18 protein-coding genes are annotated in these 19,506 nt (G+C 73.2%); 4 read left to right on the top strand and 14 right to left on the bottom strand.

Features of this window, described 5'->3' with window-relative positions; genetic code table 11:
• Window positions 1–439: 439 nt before the first annotated feature.
• Entirely contained in the window at window positions 440–1,705 is a 1,266-nt protein-coding gene (tyrS, locus tag AB0P35_RS24540; RefSeq protein WP_363514209.1) for a tyrosine--tRNA ligase, read from the bottom strand.
• Between the two features lie 246 nt (window positions 1,706–1,951).
• Between tyrS and AB0P35_RS24535 the strand changes: the two genes are divergently transcribed.
• Window positions 1,952–2,461 (top strand): HNH endonuclease, encoded by a 510-nt coding sequence (locus tag AB0P35_RS24535; protein ID WP_363514190.1) that lies wholly within the window; start codon window positions 1,952–1,954, stop codon window positions 2,459–2,461.
• A 108-nt stretch (window positions 2,462–2,569) separates the two neighbouring features.
• Here AB0P35_RS24535 and AB0P35_RS24530 read toward each other — a convergent pair whose 3' ends face one another.
• The 7 genes from AB0P35_RS24530 to AB0P35_RS24500 form a co-directional block, all read right to left on the bottom strand.
• The gene (locus AB0P35_RS24530) at window positions 2,570–4,654 is read right to left on the bottom strand and encodes a PQQ-binding-like beta-propeller repeat protein (protein WP_363514187.1); all 2,085 of its coding nucleotides are present in this window, start codon (window positions 4,652–4,654) and stop codon (window positions 2,570–2,572) included.
• Between the two features lie 97 nt (window positions 4,655–4,751).
• Window positions 4,752–5,048 (bottom strand): 4a-hydroxytetrahydrobiopterin dehydratase, encoded by a 297-nt coding sequence (locus AB0P35_RS24525; protein WP_363514184.1) that lies wholly within the window; start codon window positions 5,046–5,048, stop codon window positions 4,752–4,754.
• Between the two features lie 113 nt (window positions 5,049–5,161).
• On the bottom strand, window positions 5,162–5,923 hold the full coding sequence (locus AB0P35_RS24520) for a sulfite exporter TauE/SafE family protein (protein ID WP_363514181.1): 762 nt from the start codon (window positions 5,921–5,923) through the stop codon (window positions 5,162–5,164).
• A 142-nt stretch (window positions 5,924–6,065) separates the two neighbouring features.
• A complete protein-coding gene (locus tag AB0P35_RS24515; RefSeq protein ID WP_363514178.1) occupies window positions 6,066–6,890 on the bottom strand; it encodes an NAD(P)H-binding protein in 825 nt (274 codons plus the stop codon).
• Between the two features lie 106 nt (window positions 6,891–6,996).
• Window positions 6,997–7,989, bottom strand: coding sequence for an SPFH domain-containing protein (locus tag AB0P35_RS24510; protein WP_095872634.1), 993 nt, complete (start codon window positions 7,987–7,989; stop codon window positions 6,997–6,999).
• Window positions 7,990–7,998: 9 nt separating this feature from the next.
• Window positions 7,999–8,409: an NfeD family protein gene (locus AB0P35_RS24505; protein WP_179419536.1), complete on the bottom strand. Its 411-nt coding sequence runs from the start codon at window positions 8,407–8,409 to the stop codon at window positions 7,999–8,001.
• Window positions 8,410–8,612: 203 nt separating this feature from the next.
• Window positions 8,613–9,404, bottom strand: a complete 792-nt coding sequence (locus AB0P35_RS24500; RefSeq protein WP_095872636.1) for an ABC transporter ATP-binding protein — start codon at window positions 9,402–9,404, stop codon at window positions 8,613–8,615.
• A gap of 199 nt (window positions 9,405–9,603) precedes the next feature.
• On the opposite strand from AB0P35_RS24500, the gene AB0P35_RS24495 reads away from it, so the two are divergent.
• Window positions 9,604–10,413, top strand: coding sequence for a hypothetical protein (locus tag AB0P35_RS24495; RefSeq protein ID WP_363514174.1), 810 nt, complete (start codon window positions 9,604–9,606; stop codon window positions 10,411–10,413).
• 93 nt (window positions 10,414–10,506) lie between these two features.
• On the opposite strand, the gene AB0P35_RS24490 is transcribed toward AB0P35_RS24495, so the two are convergent.
• The 3 genes from AB0P35_RS24490 to AB0P35_RS24480 form a co-directional block, all read right to left on the bottom strand.
• Window positions 10,507–11,136 carry a response regulator transcription factor gene (locus tag AB0P35_RS24490; RefSeq protein WP_095872638.1) on the bottom strand — a complete coding sequence of 210 codons (630 nt, stop codon included), beginning with the start codon at window positions 11,134–11,136 and terminating at the stop codon, window positions 10,507–10,509.
• 10 nt (window positions 11,137–11,146) lie between these two features.
• Window positions 11,147–12,298 carry a GAF domain-containing sensor histidine kinase gene (locus AB0P35_RS24485; RefSeq protein ID WP_363514171.1) on the bottom strand — a complete coding sequence of 384 codons (1,152 nt, stop codon included), beginning with the start codon at window positions 12,296–12,298 and terminating at the stop codon, window positions 11,147–11,149.
• 123 nt (window positions 12,299–12,421) lie between these two features.
• Window positions 12,422–15,064 carry an FHA domain-containing protein gene (locus tag AB0P35_RS24480; RefSeq protein WP_363514168.1) on the bottom strand — a complete coding sequence of 881 codons (2,643 nt, stop codon included), beginning with the start codon at window positions 15,062–15,064 and terminating at the stop codon, window positions 12,422–12,424.
• Window positions 15,065–15,222: 158 nt separating this feature from the next.
• Here AB0P35_RS24480 and serB point away from each other — a divergent pair, with 158 nt between their 5' ends.
• Window positions 15,223–16,479 (top strand): phosphoserine phosphatase SerB, encoded by a 1,257-nt coding sequence (gene serB, locus AB0P35_RS24475; protein ID WP_095872641.1) that lies wholly within the window; start codon window positions 15,223–15,225, stop codon window positions 16,477–16,479.
• Window positions 16,480–16,583: 104 nt separating this feature from the next.
• On the opposite strand, the gene AB0P35_RS24470 is transcribed toward serB, so the two are convergent.
• The 3 genes from AB0P35_RS24470 to AB0P35_RS24460 all read right to left on the bottom strand — a co-directional run bounded on the left by AB0P35_RS24470 (window position 16,584) and on the right by AB0P35_RS24460 (window position 18,646).
• Complete coding sequence (locus tag AB0P35_RS24470) at window positions 16,584–17,111, bottom strand: histidine phosphatase family protein (protein ID WP_095872642.1); 528 nt, start codon at window positions 17,109–17,111, stop codon at window positions 16,584–16,586.
• 88 nt (window positions 17,112–17,199) lie between these two features.
• Complete coding sequence (locus tag AB0P35_RS24465) at window positions 17,200–17,322, bottom strand: SGM_5486 family transporter-associated protein (RefSeq protein ID WP_257018993.1); 123 nt, start codon at window positions 17,320–17,322, stop codon at window positions 17,200–17,202.
• 43 nt (window positions 17,323–17,365) lie between these two features.
• Window positions 17,366–18,646: an MFS transporter gene (locus AB0P35_RS24460; protein ID WP_363514163.1), complete on the bottom strand. Its 1,281-nt coding sequence runs from the start codon at window positions 18,644–18,646 to the stop codon at window positions 17,366–17,368.
• Between the two features lie 113 nt (window positions 18,647–18,759).
• Here AB0P35_RS24460 and AB0P35_RS24455 point away from each other — a divergent pair, with 113 nt between their 5' ends.
• Window positions 18,760–19,428 (top strand): FadR/GntR family transcriptional regulator, encoded by a 669-nt coding sequence (locus tag AB0P35_RS24455; RefSeq protein WP_363514160.1) that lies wholly within the window; start codon window positions 18,760–18,762, stop codon window positions 19,426–19,428.
• Window positions 19,429–19,506: the final 78 nt, after the last annotated feature.

The following is a 19,506-nucleotide window of genomic DNA, read 5'->3' as shown; positions in this document are numbered from 1 at the left end:
AAACGGACCGGCCGGGGATGTCAACATATCTGGCGTTGACTTTTGGCACGCTGTTGAGTTCTCAAGGAACGGACACTTCCTTCGGACCGCCTTCCAGCGGACCCTCCGGGCGTTTCGCTCTTTCGTGTTTCCAGCTTATCAGATCCGCCGCTCGGGCTTTTCCGACTCGCTTTTGCCTTTCGGCTTTCGCCTTTCGGCGCCCCGAACTCTAGCAGAGTTTTTGGCGCACATTTCCCCGGACGATTTCTCGAATGGGTGTGCGACGGTCGACTCGTCGGAGGGAGGGGGCCGTTACCGGTTCGCAACCAGTTTCGGCGACTCGTCCAACGTTAGGGCACCGGGCAGCCAGCGTCAAACACGCGGGGCCGGATCTGGCTGGATCCGGCCCCTGTGGGGTGTCGCGGCAGCTCAACCGCAGTGCGGTTCAAGCCACCTGACGTCAGTTCGACGCGAGCTCGACGGCGGCGAGGTTGCGCTTGCCGCGCCGCAGCACGAGCCAGCGGCCGTGCAGCAGGTCGTCGGCGGCGGGCACGGCCTCCTCGTCGGTGACCTTCGCGTTGTTCAGGTAGGCGCCGCCCTCCTTGATGGTGCGGCGGGCACCGGAACGGCTCGGGGCGAGCCCGGTCTCGACCAGCAGGTCGACGACCGACTGCAGCTCCGTGACCGTGGCCTTCGGGACCTCGGCGAGTGCCGCGGCCAGGGTGGCCGGCTCCAGGTCGGCGAGGTCGCCCTGGCCGAAAAGCGCCTTCGAGGCGGCCACCGCGCGCTCGTACTGCTCGGCGCCGTGCACCATCGAGGTGAGCTCCTCCGCCAGCGCCCGCTGGGCGAGGCGGGCGGCGGGCCGCTCGGCGGTGTCCCGCTCCAGCTGCTCGATCTCCTCCCGCGAGCGGAAGGAGAAGATCCGCAGGAAGTTGGAGACGTCCCGGTCGTCCGCGTTCAGCCAGAACTGGTAGAAGGCGTACGGGGTGGTCAGCTCGGGGTCGAGCCAGACCGTGCCGGACTCGGTCTTGCCGAACTTGGTGCCGTCGGCCTTCACGATCAGCGGGGTCGCGAGCAGGTGGACGGACTTGCCCTCGGCCTTGCGGATGAGGTCGCTGCCGGCCGTGAGGTTGCCCCACTGGTCGCTGCCGCCGGTCTGCAGGGTGCAGTTGTAGCGGCGGTTCAGCTCCAGGTAGTCCATGCCCTGGAGGATCTGGTAGCTGAACTCGGTGTAGCTGATGCCGGCGTCGGAGTTCAGCCGGCGGGCGACCGCCTCCTTGGCGATCATGTTGTTGACCCGGAAGTACTTGCCGACGTCGCGCAGCAGGCTGATCGCCGACATGCCGGACGTCCAGTCCAGGTTGTTGACCATGCGGGCCGCGAACTCGCCCTCGAAGTCGAGGAACTTCGCGATCTGGCCGCGCAGGCGGTCCACCCAGCCGGCCACCGTCTCGGGGTCGTTGAGGACGCGCTCGGCGGTCGGCTTCGGGTCGCCGATCAGGCCGGTGGCGCCGCCGACCAGGCCGAGCGGCAGGTTTCCGGCCAGCTGCAGGCGCTTCATGGTGAGGATCTGCACCAGGTTGCCGAGGTGCAGGCTGGGCGCCGTCGGGTCGAAGCCGCAATAGAACGTGACCGGGCCGTCCGCGAACGCCTTGCGCAGTGCGTCCTCGTCGGTGGACAGGGCGATCAGCCCACGCCACCGCAGCTCGTCGACGATGTCCGTCACGGTCACGCTTCTCCTTCGGTCGCGTCCGACGGTGTCCGCGGCCCGCCGTGGGCCCGCGCCGGACGACTCCAGCGTTCTAGAGAGTACGCGCATCCGGCCAGCGGGTTTTCGCTCGGATGCGGGGCGGACGGAAATTCCGTTGTTGCCGTGGCCGCGGCCCTTCACAGTGGACACACCGCCGAGAGCGGCAGTGACGGGACGGTCGTGCCCTGGCGGTGCGGCCGCACAGGGGAGGTGGCCTGAACAATGCGCAACACACTGGTACTGAACGCGAGCTACGAGCCGCTGACGACGGTGTCGCTGAAGCGCGCCGTGGTGCTCGTCCTGCAGGACAAGGCGGTCGTCGAGCACGCCCATCCGCTCGGGATGGTGCGCGGTACCGGTGTGGCCGTTCCGGTCCCCCGGGTGATCAGGCTCAACCGCTACGTGCGGGTGCCGTTCCGACAACACGCCCCGTGGTCGCGGCGCGGTGTCCTCGTCCGGGACCAGCACCAGTGCGCCTACTGCGGCCGGCGGGCGAGCACCGTCGACCACCTGGTGCCCAGGTCGCGCGGCGGCGCCGACAGCTGGATGAACACCGTGGCCGCGTGCCCGGAGGACAATCAGCGGAAGGCCGACCGGACGCCGGAGCAGGCCGGGATGAGGCTGCTGCGGCGGCCGTTCGAGCCGACGCCGGAGGCGACGCTGATGCTCGCCCTCGGACTGCGCGGCAGTGAGCTGCGCGAGCTCGCCGCCTGGCTGCCGGCCAGCGCCTGACCGGTCCGGACAGGACCGGGCGGGGCGCACGGACGGAACGCCGCAGGCCGGCCCGATCGGGGGACGGGCCGGCCTGCGGCGTTCTTCGTGCCGGTGGCGGGACGGGCGTCAGCCCTTGGCCTGGAAGGCCGTGGCGGTGCCGAAGTTCGCCGAGTGCTCGGGGAGCACCACGACCTTGTCGCCCGCCGAGAGCACCCGGCCCGTGCTGAGCAGCGAGCCGGTGCGCTGCGGGAAGGCACCGCCCTGGGTCTCCTGGCCGCCCGTGAGGGCGAAGCGGCTGATGTGCGCGGGCTGGTCGAGGCGCTCGTCGACGGCGAGCAGCAGACCGCCGCCGTCCAGGCCGACCGCTCGGGACTTGCGCTTCTCCGCGATCGCGGTCGTCCAGGCCGGCTTGCCGGTGGCGAGGTCGTACGCGACGACCGCGGTGGCGGCGCCGCCGTCCGCGGGCCCGACGGCGGTGACCATGGTGTTCTCGTGGAAGAAGACGGTCGGCACGGTGTCGAAGGTGCCGCGCGCGGTGTCCAGGCGGCCGGCGTCGCCGGTCACCGGGATCTCGGCTGCCGGGTCGCCGGAGGGGCCCCAGGCGAAGATCCGGTCGTCGGTGGGCTTCTCGCCGCTGGTGGCGACGACGGCGGGCTCGGCGGAGAGCACCCGCACGGTCTTGGGCTTGTTGTTCAGCCCGCGCCACCACTTCACCTTGCCGTCTGCCGCGTTGAGCGCGACCGCCTGGTCGGTGGGGGTGCTGTCGGCGCAGCTGCTGTGCAGGACGACCGTGGCTCCGCCCGCCCCGCCGGACAGGCTGCAGAACTTGCCCTGGCCGGTGTACTGCCAGAGGTCCTTGCCGTCGGCGGCGGCCCAGGCGAAGACCTTGTCCTCGCCGACCGCGACGACCTTGTCGTCGAGGACGGAGACCTCGGCGTCGTAGCCGTCCTTGGTGTCGGAGAGGTTCTTCGTCCAGGCGGTCTTGCCGGTCTTGCTGTCGACGGCGGCGAGGACGGTGCAGGGGCTCTTGGAGTCGCTGCCGGTGCGGAAGAGCACGCCGCCGAGGCCGGCGGTGTTGACGGTCGGGGAGAGCCCGCAGGGGGCGGCGCCCTGGGTGGGCGCGGTGACCGTCCAGGTCGGCTTGCCGTCGGCGAGGGCGTAGGCCTGCACACCGGAGCCGTCGGCGCGAACGACCGCGTCGGCGGTGATCCAGCCGCCGGCCAGGGTGTCGTCGGCTGCGGCGGCCGAGGCGGGCTTGGCTGCCCAGGCCTTGGCGTGCGCGACGGTGTAGCTGCGGGCGGCCGCGGTGTCGGCCCCGCCGTCGGACTTTTCGCCGTCGTCACCGCCGGTCGCCAGGATGCCGGCGGTGACCAGGACGGCGAGCGCAGCGGCGCCCGCGCCGGCCCGTATCAGCAGGGTGCGGCGGCCGGGGCCGTGGTCCGCGGAGACGACGGAGGTCGCGGCGGCCCGGGCGCGGTCCACGAGCGAGCGGCGCCCGGCGCGGTCCTCGTCGTCAGGGTCCCGGGGGCGGTCCTCGCCGCGGGTGACGGTGTAGGGGCTGAGGGTCGGCGCGGCGGTGCCCGCCGGGTCCTCGTCCGGGGCGGCCGGGAAGGCGTCCGGGTGGCCGTCGGTGTCCGGGAAGGCCGACTGCTCGGTCTCCTGCGTCTGGGTCGGCCAGCTGCTGTACGCCGGGTCGGTGCTCGGCGTGTGGAGCGGCGGCTCGGGGGTGATCTGCGCGTACGGGTCGGCGGTACCGGCGGAGCTGGCGCCGTAGGGCGCGTAGGGATCGGTGTACGCGGCGGCGGCCTGGTACGGGTCGCCGGTCTGCTGCTGCGGGAACTGCTCGTAGCCGCCTGCGTAGTAGCCCTGCGCCGGGTAGCCCTGCTGCGGGTATGACTGCTCCGGGTAGCCCTGCGCTGTGTAGCCCTGCTCGGTGTAGCCCTGCTGCGGGTAGGACTGCGTGGCCTGGCCGGTGGTGTCCCACGCGTTCTGCTGCTGCCAGGCCTGCTGGTCGGCGCCCGGCTGCCAGGCCTGCTGGTCGCCCGCGGCCTGGTGGGGCTGCTGCTGCCCGGCCGCCCACGGGTCGGCCGGCTGGTCCGCCTGGGGCTGGTACCAGGCCTGCTGCTGGTAGTCGTGGCCGGCTTCGGGCTGCTGCCCGGCGCCGTTGTGCGGGTACCCCTGGTCATAGGTCCGGGGAGGGTCCTGAGCCATGAAATCCGTCCGTCCCGACTGCTGCTGCAAGCGCCCAGCATCTCATGGCGGCCCGAGCACCCCGCCGGAACGGGGTGCCCCGCGGACTGACCCTGCCTCAGGAGGTTGTGCGCAGCACGTCGTCGATGCGGCCGGCGAGCGTGGTGTCGAGGCCGGTGAGGCCGCCCGCGCTGTGGGTGGAGAGGTTGAAGCGCAGGGTGCGCCAGCGGATGTCGATGTCGGGGTGGTGGTCGAGTTCCTCGGCGGCGACGGCGACGGTGTCGACGACCCGGATCGCGGTCAGGAAGCTGGCGGTCTCGGCGGTGCGGACGATCGCCTCACCCTCGCGGTGCCACTCTGGCAGGGCGGCCAGGGCCGCGGTGATCTCGTCCTCGGTCAGCCGGGTTCGGCTCACGGGTGCTCCCGGTGGGTCGGTGGCGGGCCCGCGGCGGGCGGGCCGCCCGCCGCGGGGGTGCGTCACAAGGAGCATAGGAAGGCGGGGGCCCGGCGGCCGGACGACACGGGGAGTCAGGTGAGCAGGAGCCGGGTGACGGCGGCGAGGCCGACGACCACGATGACGCCGCGCAGCACGGGCGGCGGCAGCCGGCGTCCGACCTTGGCGCCGAGCTGGCCGCCGACGACCGATCCGGCGGCGATGAGCAGCACGGCCGTCCAGTCGATGGGGGCGACGAAGAGGAAGAAGACGGCGGCGACGCCGTTGACGATCAGCGCGAGGACGTTCTTGGTGGCGTTGATCCGCTGCATGTCGTCCTGGAGCAGCATGCCCATCAGGGCGAGCAGCAGGACTCCCTGGGCGGCGCCGAAGTAGCCGCCGTAGACGCCGGCCAGCAGGACGCCGGCGAAGAGCAGCGCGCCGCCCTCGGCGCTGCCGCCGCCGTGGCCGCGCCGGGCGGCCACCGCACGGGACACCCGGGGCTGGATCACCACGAGGACGAGGGCGCAGAGGATCAGCGCGGGAACGATGGTGTCGAAGGCGCTGCTGGGGAGCTTGGTGAGCAGGTAGGCGCCGGTGAGGCCGCCGATCAGGGAGGCGGTGCCGAGGCGGAGCAGCCGGTGGCGCTGGCCGACGAGCTCGCGGCGGTAGCCGATGACGCCGCTGATCGAGCCGGGGACCAGGCCGAGGGTGTTGGAGACGTTGGCGGTGACGGGCGGCAGGCCGAGGGCGAGCAGCACGGGGAAGGTGATCAGCGTGCCGGAGCCGACGACGGTGTTGATGGTGCCCGCGCCGACACCCGCCAGCAGCACCGCCAGCGCTTCCCAGACCGTCATCCCCGATTCCCTCCTTCGGTCCTGTCAGTAAGGATCATGCCGGAGGAGGGACGGCCGGGCCAGGGGTGATCCACGATCCGGACCGCGGGCCGGACGGGCCGGCCCCGCGGGGCGGCGGGCCGCTCCCCGGGGCCGGCGCGGATCACCCGGCCGGCGCGCGGTCGGCGGATGCGCGGTCGGCGGATGCGCGGTCGGCGGATGCGCGGTCGGCCGGTGCGGCGGCGGTCTCGCGGGCGAGCCAGTCGGCGAACGTCACGGTGCCGCGGGTGTCGGGCCGCTGGGTGGTCAGGCCGCCGGCGCGCAGCGCCCGGCCGACGGCTCCGGGCAGCGGCAGGGGCAGTTGCAGGGCGCGGCGGCCGGTGACGGCGCGCCAGGTCCGGGCGAGCTCGCGGGCGTCGGTGGTCTCCGGGCCGGCGGCCTCGATCCGGCCGAGGCGGGCCGGCTGCTCGGCGGCGTCGGCGACCGCGCGGGCGGCGTCCTCGGCGGCGATGGTCTGCAGCCGGGCGCGGGGCACGGTGAGCAGGCGCCACCGGCCGAGCAGGCCGAACATCTCGGCGAGCAGTTCGTGGAACTGGGTGATCCGGACGACCGTCCACGGCACCGGGCCCTCGGTGACGGCCCGCTCCTGGTCGGTCTTGACCCGGTAGTAGCCGACCGGCACCCGGTCGCAGCCGACGATGGAGACGCAGACGTGGTGGGCGACGCCCGCGGCCCGTTCGGCGGCGAGCAGGTTCCGGGTGCCGTCGACCAGGGTGCGTTCGGCACCCTTCGCCGAGCGGCTGTTGGCGGCGTCGACCACGGCGTCGCAGCCGGCGAGCGCCGCGGCCAGTCCGGCACCGGTGGTCAGGTCGACCGGGTGCTCGGGCGAGCGGCGGCTGAGCACCCGGACCTCGTGTCCGCGTGCGCGCAGTTCCTCGGTGACGTGGTGTCCCAGCGTCCCCGTTCCTCCGACGATGGCGATTCTCATACCAGGGGGACGAGACGGCCCGGCCGAACGTGACATACGGGTCCGGCCTGCGCCTCCCGTGCGGGAGGCGCAGGCCGGAGCGGTTCGCCGGGGCCCTACGGCCGGGTCACTCGGGGTCGATCCGCGGGTACTCGCGGGTGGTCTCGACCCGGGGGCGGGCGACGTTCTTGGTCTCGGTGTCCACCGGGCGCGGGGCGGCGGCGGAGGCCGGGCCTGCGCCGTTGCCGCCGGTCAGGCCGGTGAAGGCGCCGCCGAGGCCCTTGAGCGCGTCGCCGACCTCGCTGGGGATGATCCACAGCTTGTTGGAGTCGCCCTTGGCGAGCTCGGGCAGGGTCTGCAGGTACTGGTAGGCGAGCAGCTTCTGGTCGGCGTCGCCCTCGTGGATGGCCTCGAAGACGGTGCGGATCGCAGCGGCCTCACCGTCGGCGCGGAGCACCGCGGCCTGCGCCTCACCCTCGGCCTGGAGGACCGCGGCCTGCTTCTCACCCTCGGCCCGCAGGATCTGGGCCTGCCGGGCGCCCTCGGCGGTGAGGATCGCGGCACGCTTGTCGCGGTCGGCACGCATCTGCTTCTCCATCGAGTCCTGGATGGAGGTCGGCGGCTCGATCGCCTTCAGCTCGACGCGGTTGACGCGGATGCCCCAGCGGCCGGTGGCCTCGTCCAGGACGCCGCGCAGGCCGGCGTTGATGACCTCGCGGGAGGTCAGGGTGGACTCGAGGTCCATCGAGCCGATGATGTTGCGCAGCGTGGTGACGGTGAGCTGCTCGATGGCCTGGATGTAGCTGGCGACCTCGTAGGTCGCGGCCCGCGGGTCGGTCACCTGGTAGTAGATGACGGTGTCGATGTTGACGACCAGGTTGTCCGACGTGATGACCGGCTGCGGCGGGAACGGCACGACCTGCTCGCGGAGGTCGATGCGGTTGCGGATGGTGTCGATGAACGGCACGACGATGTTGAGACCCGCGCTCAGCGTGCGGGTGTAGCGTCCGAAGCGCTCCACGATCGCCGCGCTGGCCTGCGGGATCACCTGGATCGTCTTGATCAGGGCGATGAAGGCCACCACGACCAGGACGAGCAGCACGATGAGGACGGGTTCCACGATTCTCCCCTAGACGACCAGGGCGGTGGCGCCCTGGATTTCGACGACGTCGACCTGCTGCCCCGGCTCGTAGACACTGCCGGGGTGGAGTGCCCGGGCCGACCAGATCTCGCCGTTGAGCTTGATCCGGCCGCCCTCCCCGTCGACCTTCTCCTGTACGACTGCGGTGGCGCCCTGGAGCGCCTCGATGCCCGTCTTGATCGCCGGGCCCTTCTGCAGCTGGCGGTACGCGATCGGGCGGACGAACACCAGGAGCGCGACCGACACCGCGACGAACACCAGGAACTGCGGCACCACCCCGGCCCCGAGGGCCGCGGTGATCGCCGCGGCGCCGGCCCCGATCGCGAACATGGCGAACTCGGGCATCGCGGTGACTACCAGCGGTATACCGAGGCCGACGGCGGCGAGGAGCCACCAGATCCAGCTGTCCACAGGGCCATCCTAGGGAGGGGGAAGCTTGTGACGCCTAGCTTCCCGCAGGTGAACAGGCGGAAACCGGTCGTACGCGCGGCAGATCCGTGTTCAGCGGAGTTCAGTGGTTCAGGGCCCCGGGGGCGGTGCGCCGAAACGGCCGCCGGGCCGCGCGCCCGGTGCGGGTGCGCGGCCCGGCGGCCGTCGGCGGGTCAGCCCAGCGGCAGGCCCTGCGCGGACCAGCGGTCGCCGTGGCGCTCCAGGGTCAGCGGCAGGCCGAAGCAGAGCGACAGGTTGCGGGCGGTCAGCTCGGTGTCGATCGGACCGGCGACCAGCACCTTGCCCTGGCGGATCATCAGGACGTGCGTGAAGCCCGGTGCGATCTCCTCGACGTGGTGGGTGACCATCACCATCGAGGGCGCGTACTCGTCCTGCGCGAGCGCGCCGAGGCGGCGCACCAGGTCCTCGCGGCCGCCGAGGTCGAGGCCGGCGGCCGGCTCGTCCAGCAGCAGCAGCTCGGGGTCGGTCATCAGCGCGCGGGCGATCAGGGTGCGCTTGCGCTCGCCCTCGGAGAGGGTGGCGAACTTGCGGGTGGTGTAGCCGGCCATGCCGAGCCGGTCCAGCAGGGCCAGCGCGCGGGCCTCGTCGCTGCTGTCGTACTGCTCGTTCCACGTGGCGGTCATGCCCCAGGCGGCGGTGAGCACGGTCTGCAGCACGGTCTGCTCGCCGGGCAGCTTGTCGAACATCGCGGCACTGGCGAGGCCGATCCGGGCGCGCAGCTCGAAGACGTCGACCGAGCCGAGCTTCTCGCCCAGCACCGCGGTGGTGCCGGCGGTCGGGAAGAGGTAGGTGGAGGCGACCTGCAGCAGGGTCGTCTTGCCCGCGCCGTTCGGACCCAGGACAACCCAGCGCTCGCCCTCGGCGACCGACCAGGAGACCCGGTCGATCAGCGCGCGACCCTCCCGGACCACGGAAACGTCGACGAGCTCCAGCACGTCACTCATGCCTAGCCTTCCCCAATGCAGATGTCGGCCGTCCGAGGCCGGCGGCATCGGGCCTCGGGGTGCGGTCCAGTGGTCTCGACAGTCGGTGCGCGCGGGCAGCGTACTCCCGCCGGTCCGGCGGGCGGGACGGGATGCGCCGCGCGCAGCACAGCCCAAACCTACGCCACGCGGGTGGCGGAGTTGTCCGTAGGCTGGCGGGATGCTCGCCACACCTGCCGACAATCCCTACCAGGAGCCGCGCTCGGGCCGGCTCACCGCCTGGGGCAACGCCCTGCTCGCCGGTGCCGTGCCGCCCGACGACGCCGCCACCGCCGTGCTCGGCGGCGACGAGTCCCACCGGGTCACCGGGCTGCCCGGCGACAGCGAGGGCGAGCTGCACGGCCTCACCTGGGCGCTCGGCCGTCTCCGCGTCCTCGGTGTCCGCGGGCTGCGGCTCGCCCTGCCCAGCGCCGGGCACCTGCTCGGCCTCACCGGGCCGGCGCCGTTCAACACCGAGGCGATGGCCGCGGGCGAGGCGGTGCTGGCCGTCGGTGTGCCGATCGGGCTGGTGCCGGAGGTCAACGTGTTCGGGCCGGAGGGCGACCGCTCGGCGACCGTGCTGTGGCGCTGCTCGGAGGTCAACGACACCCCGCCGGCCGACGTGCCCTCGCTGCACGAGGCCGAGTTCGAACTCGCGGACGGCCTGCGGCAGGCCACCGTCCTGCTCACCCGCCTCGACGTGGCGGGTGCCGGACCGGAAGCGCTGCAGGCCCTGGACGCGTACCGCCGCCGCGGGCACGCCGAGCTGCTGGCGCCGGGGTATCCGGCGCGGGCCGTGCGGGTGCTGGAGTCCGCGCGGCAGGTGTCGGCCCTGCTCTCGATCGCCGCCGGCGGGCACGGCGCTGCCGTCTCCGCCTCCGAGATGGCGGCCCGCCGCGAGGTCCTCGCCCCACTGGAGCGGACGGCCCGCCGCGCCCAGGTCGCCGCCTACAACGCCCTCGTCGACGAACCGCGCCAGGGCAACCCGTAGGGGCGCGTGGGGGCACCTGCCGTCGTGATGGCCGCAGCCGGATCGCGCAGTTCCCCGCGCCCCTGAGGGCGCGCCCTCAGCGAGTGCTCTGCCCTAGGCCTCGGCGTTGCGGACGGCCCAGAGCGCGGCCTGGGTGCGGTCGGCGAGGTCGAGCTTCATGAGGATGTTGGAGACGTGGGTCTTCACCGTCTTCTCGGAGAGGTGCAGGGCACGGGCGATCTCCCGGTTGGAGCGGCCGTCGGCGATGTGGCCGAGCACCTCGCGCTCGCGTTCGGTGAGGGTGCCGCCGCGGCCCTGCGCGGGCCGCGGCCCGTCGTCGGAGAGCAGCGCCTCCGCGAGTTCGGGCTGGAGCAGCACGTGCCCGGCGTGCACCGAGCGGATGGCGCCCGCGAGGGCCTCCGGGTCGACGTCCTTGTAGACGTAGCCGGCGGCGCCGGCCCGCAGGGCGGGGACGACGGTGCGGTGCTCGGTGAAGCTGGTGACGATCAGGACCCTCGCCCGGTTGCCCTGGTCGCGGAGCATCTTGAGGGCCTCGATGCCGTCGACACCGGGCATCTTGAGGTCCATCAGCACGACGTCGGGGGCGAGCTGCTGGGCCAGGGCGGCGCCCTCGGCGCCGTCCGCGGCCTCGCCGACGACCTCGATGTCGTCCTGGACCTCCAGGAAGGTGCGCAGTCCGCGCCGGACCACCTGGTGGTCGTCCACCAGCAGGACGCGGATCATCGTCCGGCTGTCAGGCACCGGGGACCTCCATCTCCACGACCGTCCCCTTGCCCGGGGCCGACTCCAGCATGAGGGTGCCGCCGACCGCGGCCGCGCGGTCACGCATCGAGACCAGGCCGAGGTGGCGGCCGGCCCGCCGGACGGAGTCCGGGTCGAAGCCCTGCCCGTCGTCGGCGACCCGCAGGACGGCGCCGCGGGCCGGGGTGCCGGCGAGCGAGACGTCGACGGTGCGGGCGCCGGAGTGCCGCAGCGCGTTGTGCAGGGCCTCCTGGGCGACCCGCAGCACGGCGGCCTCCTGCGCGGCGGGCAGCGCCTTCATGTGCCGGGCGGTGAAGCTGACGGCGGCGGTGTGCGCGCGGTCCAGCACCTGGACCTGGGAGGCGAGGGTGGCGGTGAGGCCGTCCTCCTCCAGCGCGGCGGGCCGCAGTTCGACGACGACGGCGCGCAGTTCGTCGGCGGCCTCGGCGGCGAGCCGGGCGACCTCGGCGAGTTCGGCGCGGGCCCGGGCCGGGTCGCGGTCGACGAGGGTGGCGGCGGCCTTGGCGGTGAGGCGCAGCGAGAAGAGCTTCTGCGAGACGGCGTCGTGCAGGTCGTGGGCGATGCGGGCGCGCTCGCCGGCGAGGGTGAGTTCACGGCTGCGCTCGTAGAGGCGGGCGTTGGAGAGGGCGAGGGCGGCGTGCGCGGCGAGGATGCGCAGGAGTTCCTCGTCGTGGGCGGTGAATCCGCCGGCCTTGTTGGCGAGGAAGACGGCGCCGAGGATCTCGGTGCCGTCGACGATCGGCATGCCGAGGAAGTCCTTGAGCTCGGGGTGCGCGGCGGGCCAGCCGCCGAAGTCGGGGGCGGTGCGGACGTCGCCGAGCCGGGTGGGCGTCAGTTCGTGGAGCATGGCGGCGAGGACGCCGTGCTGGCGGGGCAGCGGGCCGATGGCGCGCCACTGCTCGTCGGTGACGCCGTCGACGACGAACTGGGCGAAGCCGCCGTGGTCGTCGGGGACGCCGAGGGCGGCGTACTCGGCGCCGAGCAGCGCGCGGGCCGAGGCGGTGATCCGCCGGAGCACCTCACGGACCTCCAGGTGGCGGCTCATCGCGAGCACGGCGGTGCTGATCGCCTCGATCCCGCCCAGGCAGGGGTCGCAGGCGGGGGCGGGTTCCTCGGGCGGCATGTCCCCCACGCTACCGCCGGGCGGGCGGCCCGGGCATGAGGCGACCGGCCTAGGTCCCGGGGCGTACGGCGACGGGCGGCGCCCCCTGTCCGGGGGTGCCGCCCGTCGTGTGCGGTGCGGGTGTCAGCCCTTCTGCATGACCTCGGGCTCGTGGCGGCGCAGGAACCGCTGGACGAGGAGGGCGAGGCCGACCGAGATGGCGATCAGGGCGAACCAGTTGAGGAAGAGGTGGCCGACGGTGTGGTCCCAGAGCGGGTCGACGACCGGCGTGGGCGGGCGGACGTCGGTGTTGTAGGTGACGGCGGAGGTGTGGGCCAGGTCGAGGGTGTTGCCGCTCGCGGCGAGGCCCCAGCGGCCGGGCATCAGCCAGGCGAACTGCTCCAGGCCGGGCTTGTCGAAGACCTGGAAGATCGCGCCGGTGAAGACCATCTGGATGATGGCGAACATGACCAGCAGCGGCATGGTCTTCTCGGCGGTCTTGACGAGCGCCGAGATGGTCAGGCCGACCAGCATCGAGGTGAAGCTCAGCAGGATCACGCCGATCGCCATCTCGGCGGCGGGCATGCTCTTCAGGAGCAGGCCCTCGGCGGGCAGGTCGCGGGTCTTGAAGGCGATCGCGGAGATCACGCCGCCCTGGACGAAGCTGACCAGGCCGAGCACGACGATCTTGGAGACCAGGTAGGCGGACCGGGACAGGCCGGTGGCGCGTTCCCGTTCGTAGATCGCCCGTTCCTTGATGAGTTCGCGGACGGAGTTCGCCGAGCCGGAGAGGCAGGCGCCGAACGCGACCACGAGCAGGATCATCTTGGCGATGTCGTTGCGTCCGGAGGCGCAGGCGGCCAGGCCGCACTTGTCGGGGATCAGCACCGAGACGCCGCCGAGGACGAGCGGCAGCACCAGGGAGAGCAGCATGAAGCCCTTGTCGGAGCCGATGACCGCGAGGTAGCGGCTGATCAGCGTCCACAGCTGGGAGCCCCAGCTCTGCGGCTTCGGCGGGCGGGCCTGGGCGAGCGGCACGCTCGGGGTGGCGTGCGGGACGGCGGCGTCCACGTCGGCGGAGTACTGCCGGTAGTGGACGGAGCCCTTGTAGCGGCCGGCCCAGTCGTGGTCCGGGTAGTTCTCGAAGGCCTGGAAGACGTCGGCCCAGGTCTCGTAGCCGAAGAAGTGCAGGGCCTCGGACGGCGGGCCGAAGTAGGCCACCGAGCCGCCCGGCGCCATCACCAGCAGCCGGTCGCAGAGCGCGAGTTCGGCCACCGAGTGGGTGACGACGAGGACCGTTCGGCCGTCGTCCGCCAGACCCCGCAGGGTCTGCATGACCTCGCGGTCCATGCCCGGGTCGAGGCCGGAGGTCGGCTCGTCCAGGAAGATCAGCGAGGGCTTGGTGAGCAGCTCCAGGGCGACCGAGACGCGCTTCTGCTGGCCGCCGGAGAGCGCGGTGATCCGGTTGTCGGCGCGCTTGTCCAGGCGCAGCTCGTACAGCACCTCGTCGATGCGGCGCTCGCGCTCGGCGGCCTCGGTGTCGCCGGGGAAGCGCAGCCGGGCGGCGTACTTGAGGCCGCTGCGGACGGTGAGCTCCTTGTGCAGGATCTCGGACTGCGGCACCAGGCCGATGCGCGAGCGGAGCTCGGCGAACTGCTGGTACAGGTTCTGGTTGTCGTACAGCACCTCGCCGCGGTCGGCGGGGCGGTAGCCGGTCAGGGCGCGCAGCAGGGTGGACTTGCCGGAGCCGGACGGGCCGATGACGGCGACCAGGGACTTCTCCGGGACGGCGAAGGAGACGTCGTTGAGCAGGACCTTCTTGCCACCCTTGAACTCGACCTCGACGGTCAGGTGGCGGGCGGAGAAGGTGACGGCGCCGGTGTCGACGAACTCCTGCAGCTGGTCGCCGACCAGCACGAAGCTGGAGCGGCCGACCGTCAGGCGGTCCTGCGGGCCCATCAGCTGACGCTGCACCGGCTGGCCGTTGAGGAAGATTCCGTTGTGGCTGCCGAGGTCGACGATCTCCCAGCGGCCGTCGGCGAGCTGCCGCAGCTCCGCGTGGTGCCGGGAGACCTGCAGGTCGGAGACGACGATGTCGTTGTCCAGGGCGCGGCCGATGCGGATGGTGCGCATGCCTGCGGTGAGGCTGCGCACCATGGTCGGGTTGCCGAGCCCGTTCGGCAGCGGCGGCTGGCCCTGCTGCGGGATGTGCGCCTGCGGCGGGACGGGCGCGTGCTGCGGGTGGGCCTGGTGCGGCACGACGGGCTGCGGGGCCGGGGTGTCCCACTGCTGGTGGACGGGCGGCTGCGGGTGCTGCGCCCAGGGCTGCTGGGCGGCGGGCGGCTGCTGGGCCGGGGCCTGGTGGGCGACCGGCGGCTGCGCGGCCCGGCTGGTCACCGCCTCGTGCACGCCCTGCTGCGGCGCGGCCGCGTGGGCCGGCGCGGAGAAGGCGAGCCGAGGGCCGTTCTCGGCATTGCCCAGGTGCACGACGGCTCCCGGGTGGAGCGGCACGTGCTGGGTACGGGCGCCGCCCGTGTAGGTGCCGTTGGTGGAGCCGTGGTCCTGCAGCTGCCAGCCGGCGCCGTCGAAGGCGATGGTGGCGTGCCGCCAGGACACCCGGGCGTCGTCGAAGGCGAAGTCCGAGGCCGGATCGCGTCCGATGGTGTACGCGCGGCCCGGTTCCAGGACGGTCTGCTGGCCGTTGAGCTCCAGTACGAGTTGCGGCACGTCCGCCTGCCCCCGCTCTCTCGGTCCCCCGATTGGCTCCCCGCATGGGGAGTTGCGCATGTGATCTGACGGGGGAATCATTCCAGCCCCGCGGCCGTACCTGAAAGTCACCTCGGCGTTTGTGACCGGGCGGCAACGAAACCGGGGCAGCCGTGTCGTCCCAGCGTGCGGACGCCCGGCGTGGCCCGCGGCCGGGGCCGGGTAGCGTGGGAGTCACCATGAACGCGACTGATCCGGCCGCCGAGCCCGGCCCCGCCCCGCAGCCACGGACCGACGACGAGCGGACGCTGCTCGTCAAGGTGTTCGGCAAGGACCGCCCCGGTATCACCGCGGGCCTGTTCGCCACGCTCGCCGAGTACGGCGTGGACGTGATCGACATCGAGCAGGTCGTCACCCGGGGCCGGATAACGCTGTGCGCCCTGGTGACGCCGCCCTCCGGACGGGGTTCCGACGGCGGGCTGCGCGCGACCGTGCACCGCTGGGCCGAGGACCTGAAGCTGCAGGCCGAGATCATCTCCGGCATCGGCGACAACCGGCCGCGCCGGGAGGGCCGCTCGCACGTCACCGTGCTCGGCCACCCGCTGACCGCCGCCGCGGTGGCCGCGCTGGCCGGTCTGGTGAGCGAGGCCGGCGGCAACATCGACCGGGTGTTCCGCCTCGCCAAGTACCCGGTGACGGCGGTGGAGCTGGCCGTCTCCGGCCTGCCGACCGAGGTACTGCGGGCCCGGCTGGCGCCGGAGGCCGCGGCGCTGGGCGTGGACATCGCGGTGGTCGGCGCCGGCCTGCACCGCCGGGCCAAGCGCCTGGTGGTGATGGACGTGGACTCCACGCTGATCCAGGACGAGGTGATCGAGCTCTTCGCCGCGCACGCCGGCTGCGAGGAGAAGGTCGCCGAGGTGACGGCCGCCGCGATGCGCGGCGAGCTGGACTTCGCCGAGTCGCTGCGCGCCCGGGTCGCGCTGCTGGCCGGGCTGGACGCCGCGGTGGTGGAGAAGGTCCGCACCGAGGTCCGGCTGACGCCGGGCGCCCGCACGCTGATCCGGACGCTGAAGCGGCTCGGCTACCAGGTGGCGATCGTCTCCGGCGGGTTCACCCAGGTCACCGACCACCTGGTCGAGCAGCTGGGGCTGGACTTCGCCGCCGCCAACACCCTGGAGGTGGCGGACGGGAGGTTCACCGGGCGGGTCACCGGCGAGATCGTGGACCGCGCGGGCAAGGCCCGCTGGCTGGCCCGGTTCGCCGAGCAGGCCGGGGTGCCGCTCGCGCAGACGGTGGCGATCGGCGACGGCGCCAACGACCTCGACATGCTGAACGCGGCCGGGCTGGGCGTGGCCTTCAACGCCAAGCCGGTGGTCCGCGAGGCCGCGCACACCGCGGTCAACGTGCCGTTCCTGGACACCGTGCTCTACCTGCTGGGCATCACCCGCGACGAGGTCGAGGCGGCGGACGAGCTGGACGGCAGCGTCACCGACTGAGCCGCCGACCGAGCCGGTGCCTCACGCCCGGCAGCACACTCACCGCCGGCAGCACGAAGGGTGGCTCGGGCATCCGCCCCGGCCACCCTTTGCCGTGTCCGCCGTCAGTCCTGCGGCGTGTGGTACGAGTCCAGCTTGGCCACTCCCGGCTCGACCGACTTCCACGGCCCGGCGAAGCTGAGGACCGCGATCGCCGCGGTCGGGAAGCTGCTGAGCCGGAGCCGGTTGAGCGCGTCCACGTCGCCCTCGTCGCCGGCGAGGACCTGGGTGAGGCCGAGCACGCCGGGGTTGTGGCCGACCAGGATCAGGTCGGCGAACTCGTCCGGGGTCTCCTGGAGCACCGCGATGATCTCGCCCGGGCTGGCCTCGTACACCCGGTCCTCGTAGACCGTACGGCGCGGGCGCTTGGGCAGTTCGTGCGCCGCCAGCTTCCAGGTCTCCCTGGTGCGCAGCGCGGTGGAGCAGAGCACGTAGTCGGGGTTGATGCCGGAGTCGGTCAGCCAGCGGCCCGCCTCCGGCGCCTGGTGCCTGCCGCGGTCGGCCAGCGGCCGCTCGTGGTCGGCCACCTGGTTCGGCCAGTCGGCCTTGGCGTGACGGAGAACGATGATCCTTCGGGGTGTGTCGGCGCTCATACCCCTAGAGCTTTGCAGAAAATGCGCGGCCGGGCGCGGGGTCCGTGCGGTCGCCACCCGCAGGAGTGGGGACGGCGGACGGACCCCGTCAGCCCAGGCGGGCGGCGACCATGGCGATCACGGCGACGAGCACGACCACACCGGCGATCGCGCCCAACAGCTGGAGCAGCTTCTTCTGGCCGTCCTGCGGCTCGGGTTCGAGAACTGGCATGCGCCGAGTGTCGCATTCCGCCGCTTCCGTCCGGAAACCGGGGTCAGGCCGCGGCCGGGACGCGGGGCAGTTCGTCCTCGATGTGCCGCGGACGGCCGGCCAGTGCGCCGAACGCCATCTGCGGCACCAGCAGCACGGCCAGCAGGCCCAGCGGCAGGTACCAGCTGCCGGTGGCCTGGTAGACCGCGCCCACCGCGATCGGGCCCGGGATGGAGATCAGGTAGCCGACGCACTGCGAGAACGCGGACAGCCGCGCCACCCCGCCGGGCGTCCGCGCGCGCAGGCCGATCATGGTGAGGGCCAGCGGGAAGGCGCACATCGACAGGCCGACCAGGCAGGCCCACAGCCAGGAGGCGGTGCCCGCGGCGAACGCCAGACCGGTGTAGCCGGCGATCCCGCACACGCCGAGGACCACGACGAACAGCCGCTGGTCGCCGCGCCGCGCGGCGAGGTTCGGCAGCACGAACGAGGCCGGCACGCTGACCGCCATGACCAGGGCGAGCAGCACCCCGGAGGCACCGTCCGAGACCCCGGCGTCCTGGTAGATCTTCGGCAGCCAGCCCATCGTGGCGTACGCGCTGGTGGCCTGCAGGCCCAGGAAGACGGCGAGGGCCCACGCGGTGCGGCTGCGCACGATCGGGACGGTCCGCTCGGCGGCGGCCGGTTCCTCCCCCGCCGCCGAGGAGCGCTCGCGGCGCAGCAGGGCGACCACCAGCCACAGCACCAGGGCCACGGCGCCGAGCGCGGCCCAGACCCCGAGGCCGGCCCGCCAGCTGCCGCCCATCGCGGTGGTCAGCGGCACGGTGGCGGCGGCGGCCAGCGAGGTGCCGACCGACAGGGCCATCGAGTAGAGGCCGATCATCGGGCCGACCCGCTCCGGGAAGTACCGCTTCACCACCACCGGGAGCAGCACGTTGGAGACCGCGACGCCGGCCAGGGCGACCGCGGTCAGCAGCAGGAAGACGGCGGTGCCGCCGGCGAAGGACCTGGCCAGCACGCCGAGGGTGATCGCGCCCATGCCGGCGGCGACCACGGTGATCGGGCCGAGCCGCCGGGCGAGCGCGGGGGCCGCCAGGCCGAGCACGGCGAAGCAGAGCGAGGGCACCGCGGTGAGCAGGCCGGCGACGCCGGCGCTCATGCCGAGGCCGGCCCGGACGTCGTCGAGCAGCGGCCCGAGGCTGGTGACCACGGGACGCAGGTTGACGGCGGCCAGCGCGATGCCGGCGGCGAGGAGTGGGGTGAGGAGACGGGCGCGGGTGGGCGCGGGCGCGGCCGGGACGGGCTCGGCGCGGCGGTGGGTGGCGGAGTCCGCTGCGGTCGACATAGCGCCCATCATAGAATGATGGGACGAATGCTCACGCCAGAACGTCGCGAACCGGCTAAGGTCTGAGGCTCCCTCCCACGGGGAGCGAGGAAGAGGAGTAGGAGTCCGAGTCCATGGCGCTGTCGTCCACCCGCCGCACCCCGCTGTCCGATCAGGTCATCGCGCAGCTGCGGGCCCAGATCACCTCGGGCGAGTGGCCGGTCGGCTCCCGCATCCCCACCGAGGCCGCGCTCGTCGAACAGCTCGGGGTCGCCCGCAACACCGTCCGCGAGGCCGTCAAGGCACTCGCCCACAACGGCCTGCTCGACATCCGGCAGGGCTCGGGCACGTACGTGCTGGCCACCAGCGAGCTCGCCGGCGTGATGCACCGGCGGTTCGCCGACGCCGACCAGAGCCAGGTCGCCGAGCTGCGGGCCACCCTGGAGATGTCCGCCGCCGGGCTCGCCGCCGGCCGGCGCACCGACCGCGACCTGGAACTGCTCGGCGCGACGCTCGAACGCCGCGAACACGCCTGGCACTCCGGCGAACCCGAGGACTTCGTGCAGGCCGACGCCGCCTTCCACCAGGCGGTCGTCGCGGCCGCCCACAACGAGGTGCTGGCCGCGGTGTACGCGGACCTCGGGGAGGTCATGCGGGCGCACCTGCGGCACGACGTCGGCCCGGAGCTGATCGCCGAACGGTACGTCGGCCACGACGGCATCCTCGACGCCATCCGCCACGGCGACGCCCAGCGGGCCTCCTTCGAAGCCGGCCGCGCCATCGGCGCCTGCGGCAGCGAGTAGGCCCGACCACAGGACACCCGACCACAGAACAGGGCGCGGGGGACTGCGCGGGTCGGAAGACAGCTGAGCTCAGCTTCT

The organism is Kitasatospora sp. NPDC085879, assembly GCF_040686255.1.
GTDB lineage: Bacteria > Actinomycetota > Actinomycetes > Streptomycetales > Streptomycetaceae > Kitasatospora.
The sequence above is the reverse complement of the archived record's forward strand: the minus strand, read 5'-3'. Positions and strand labels throughout refer to the sequence as shown.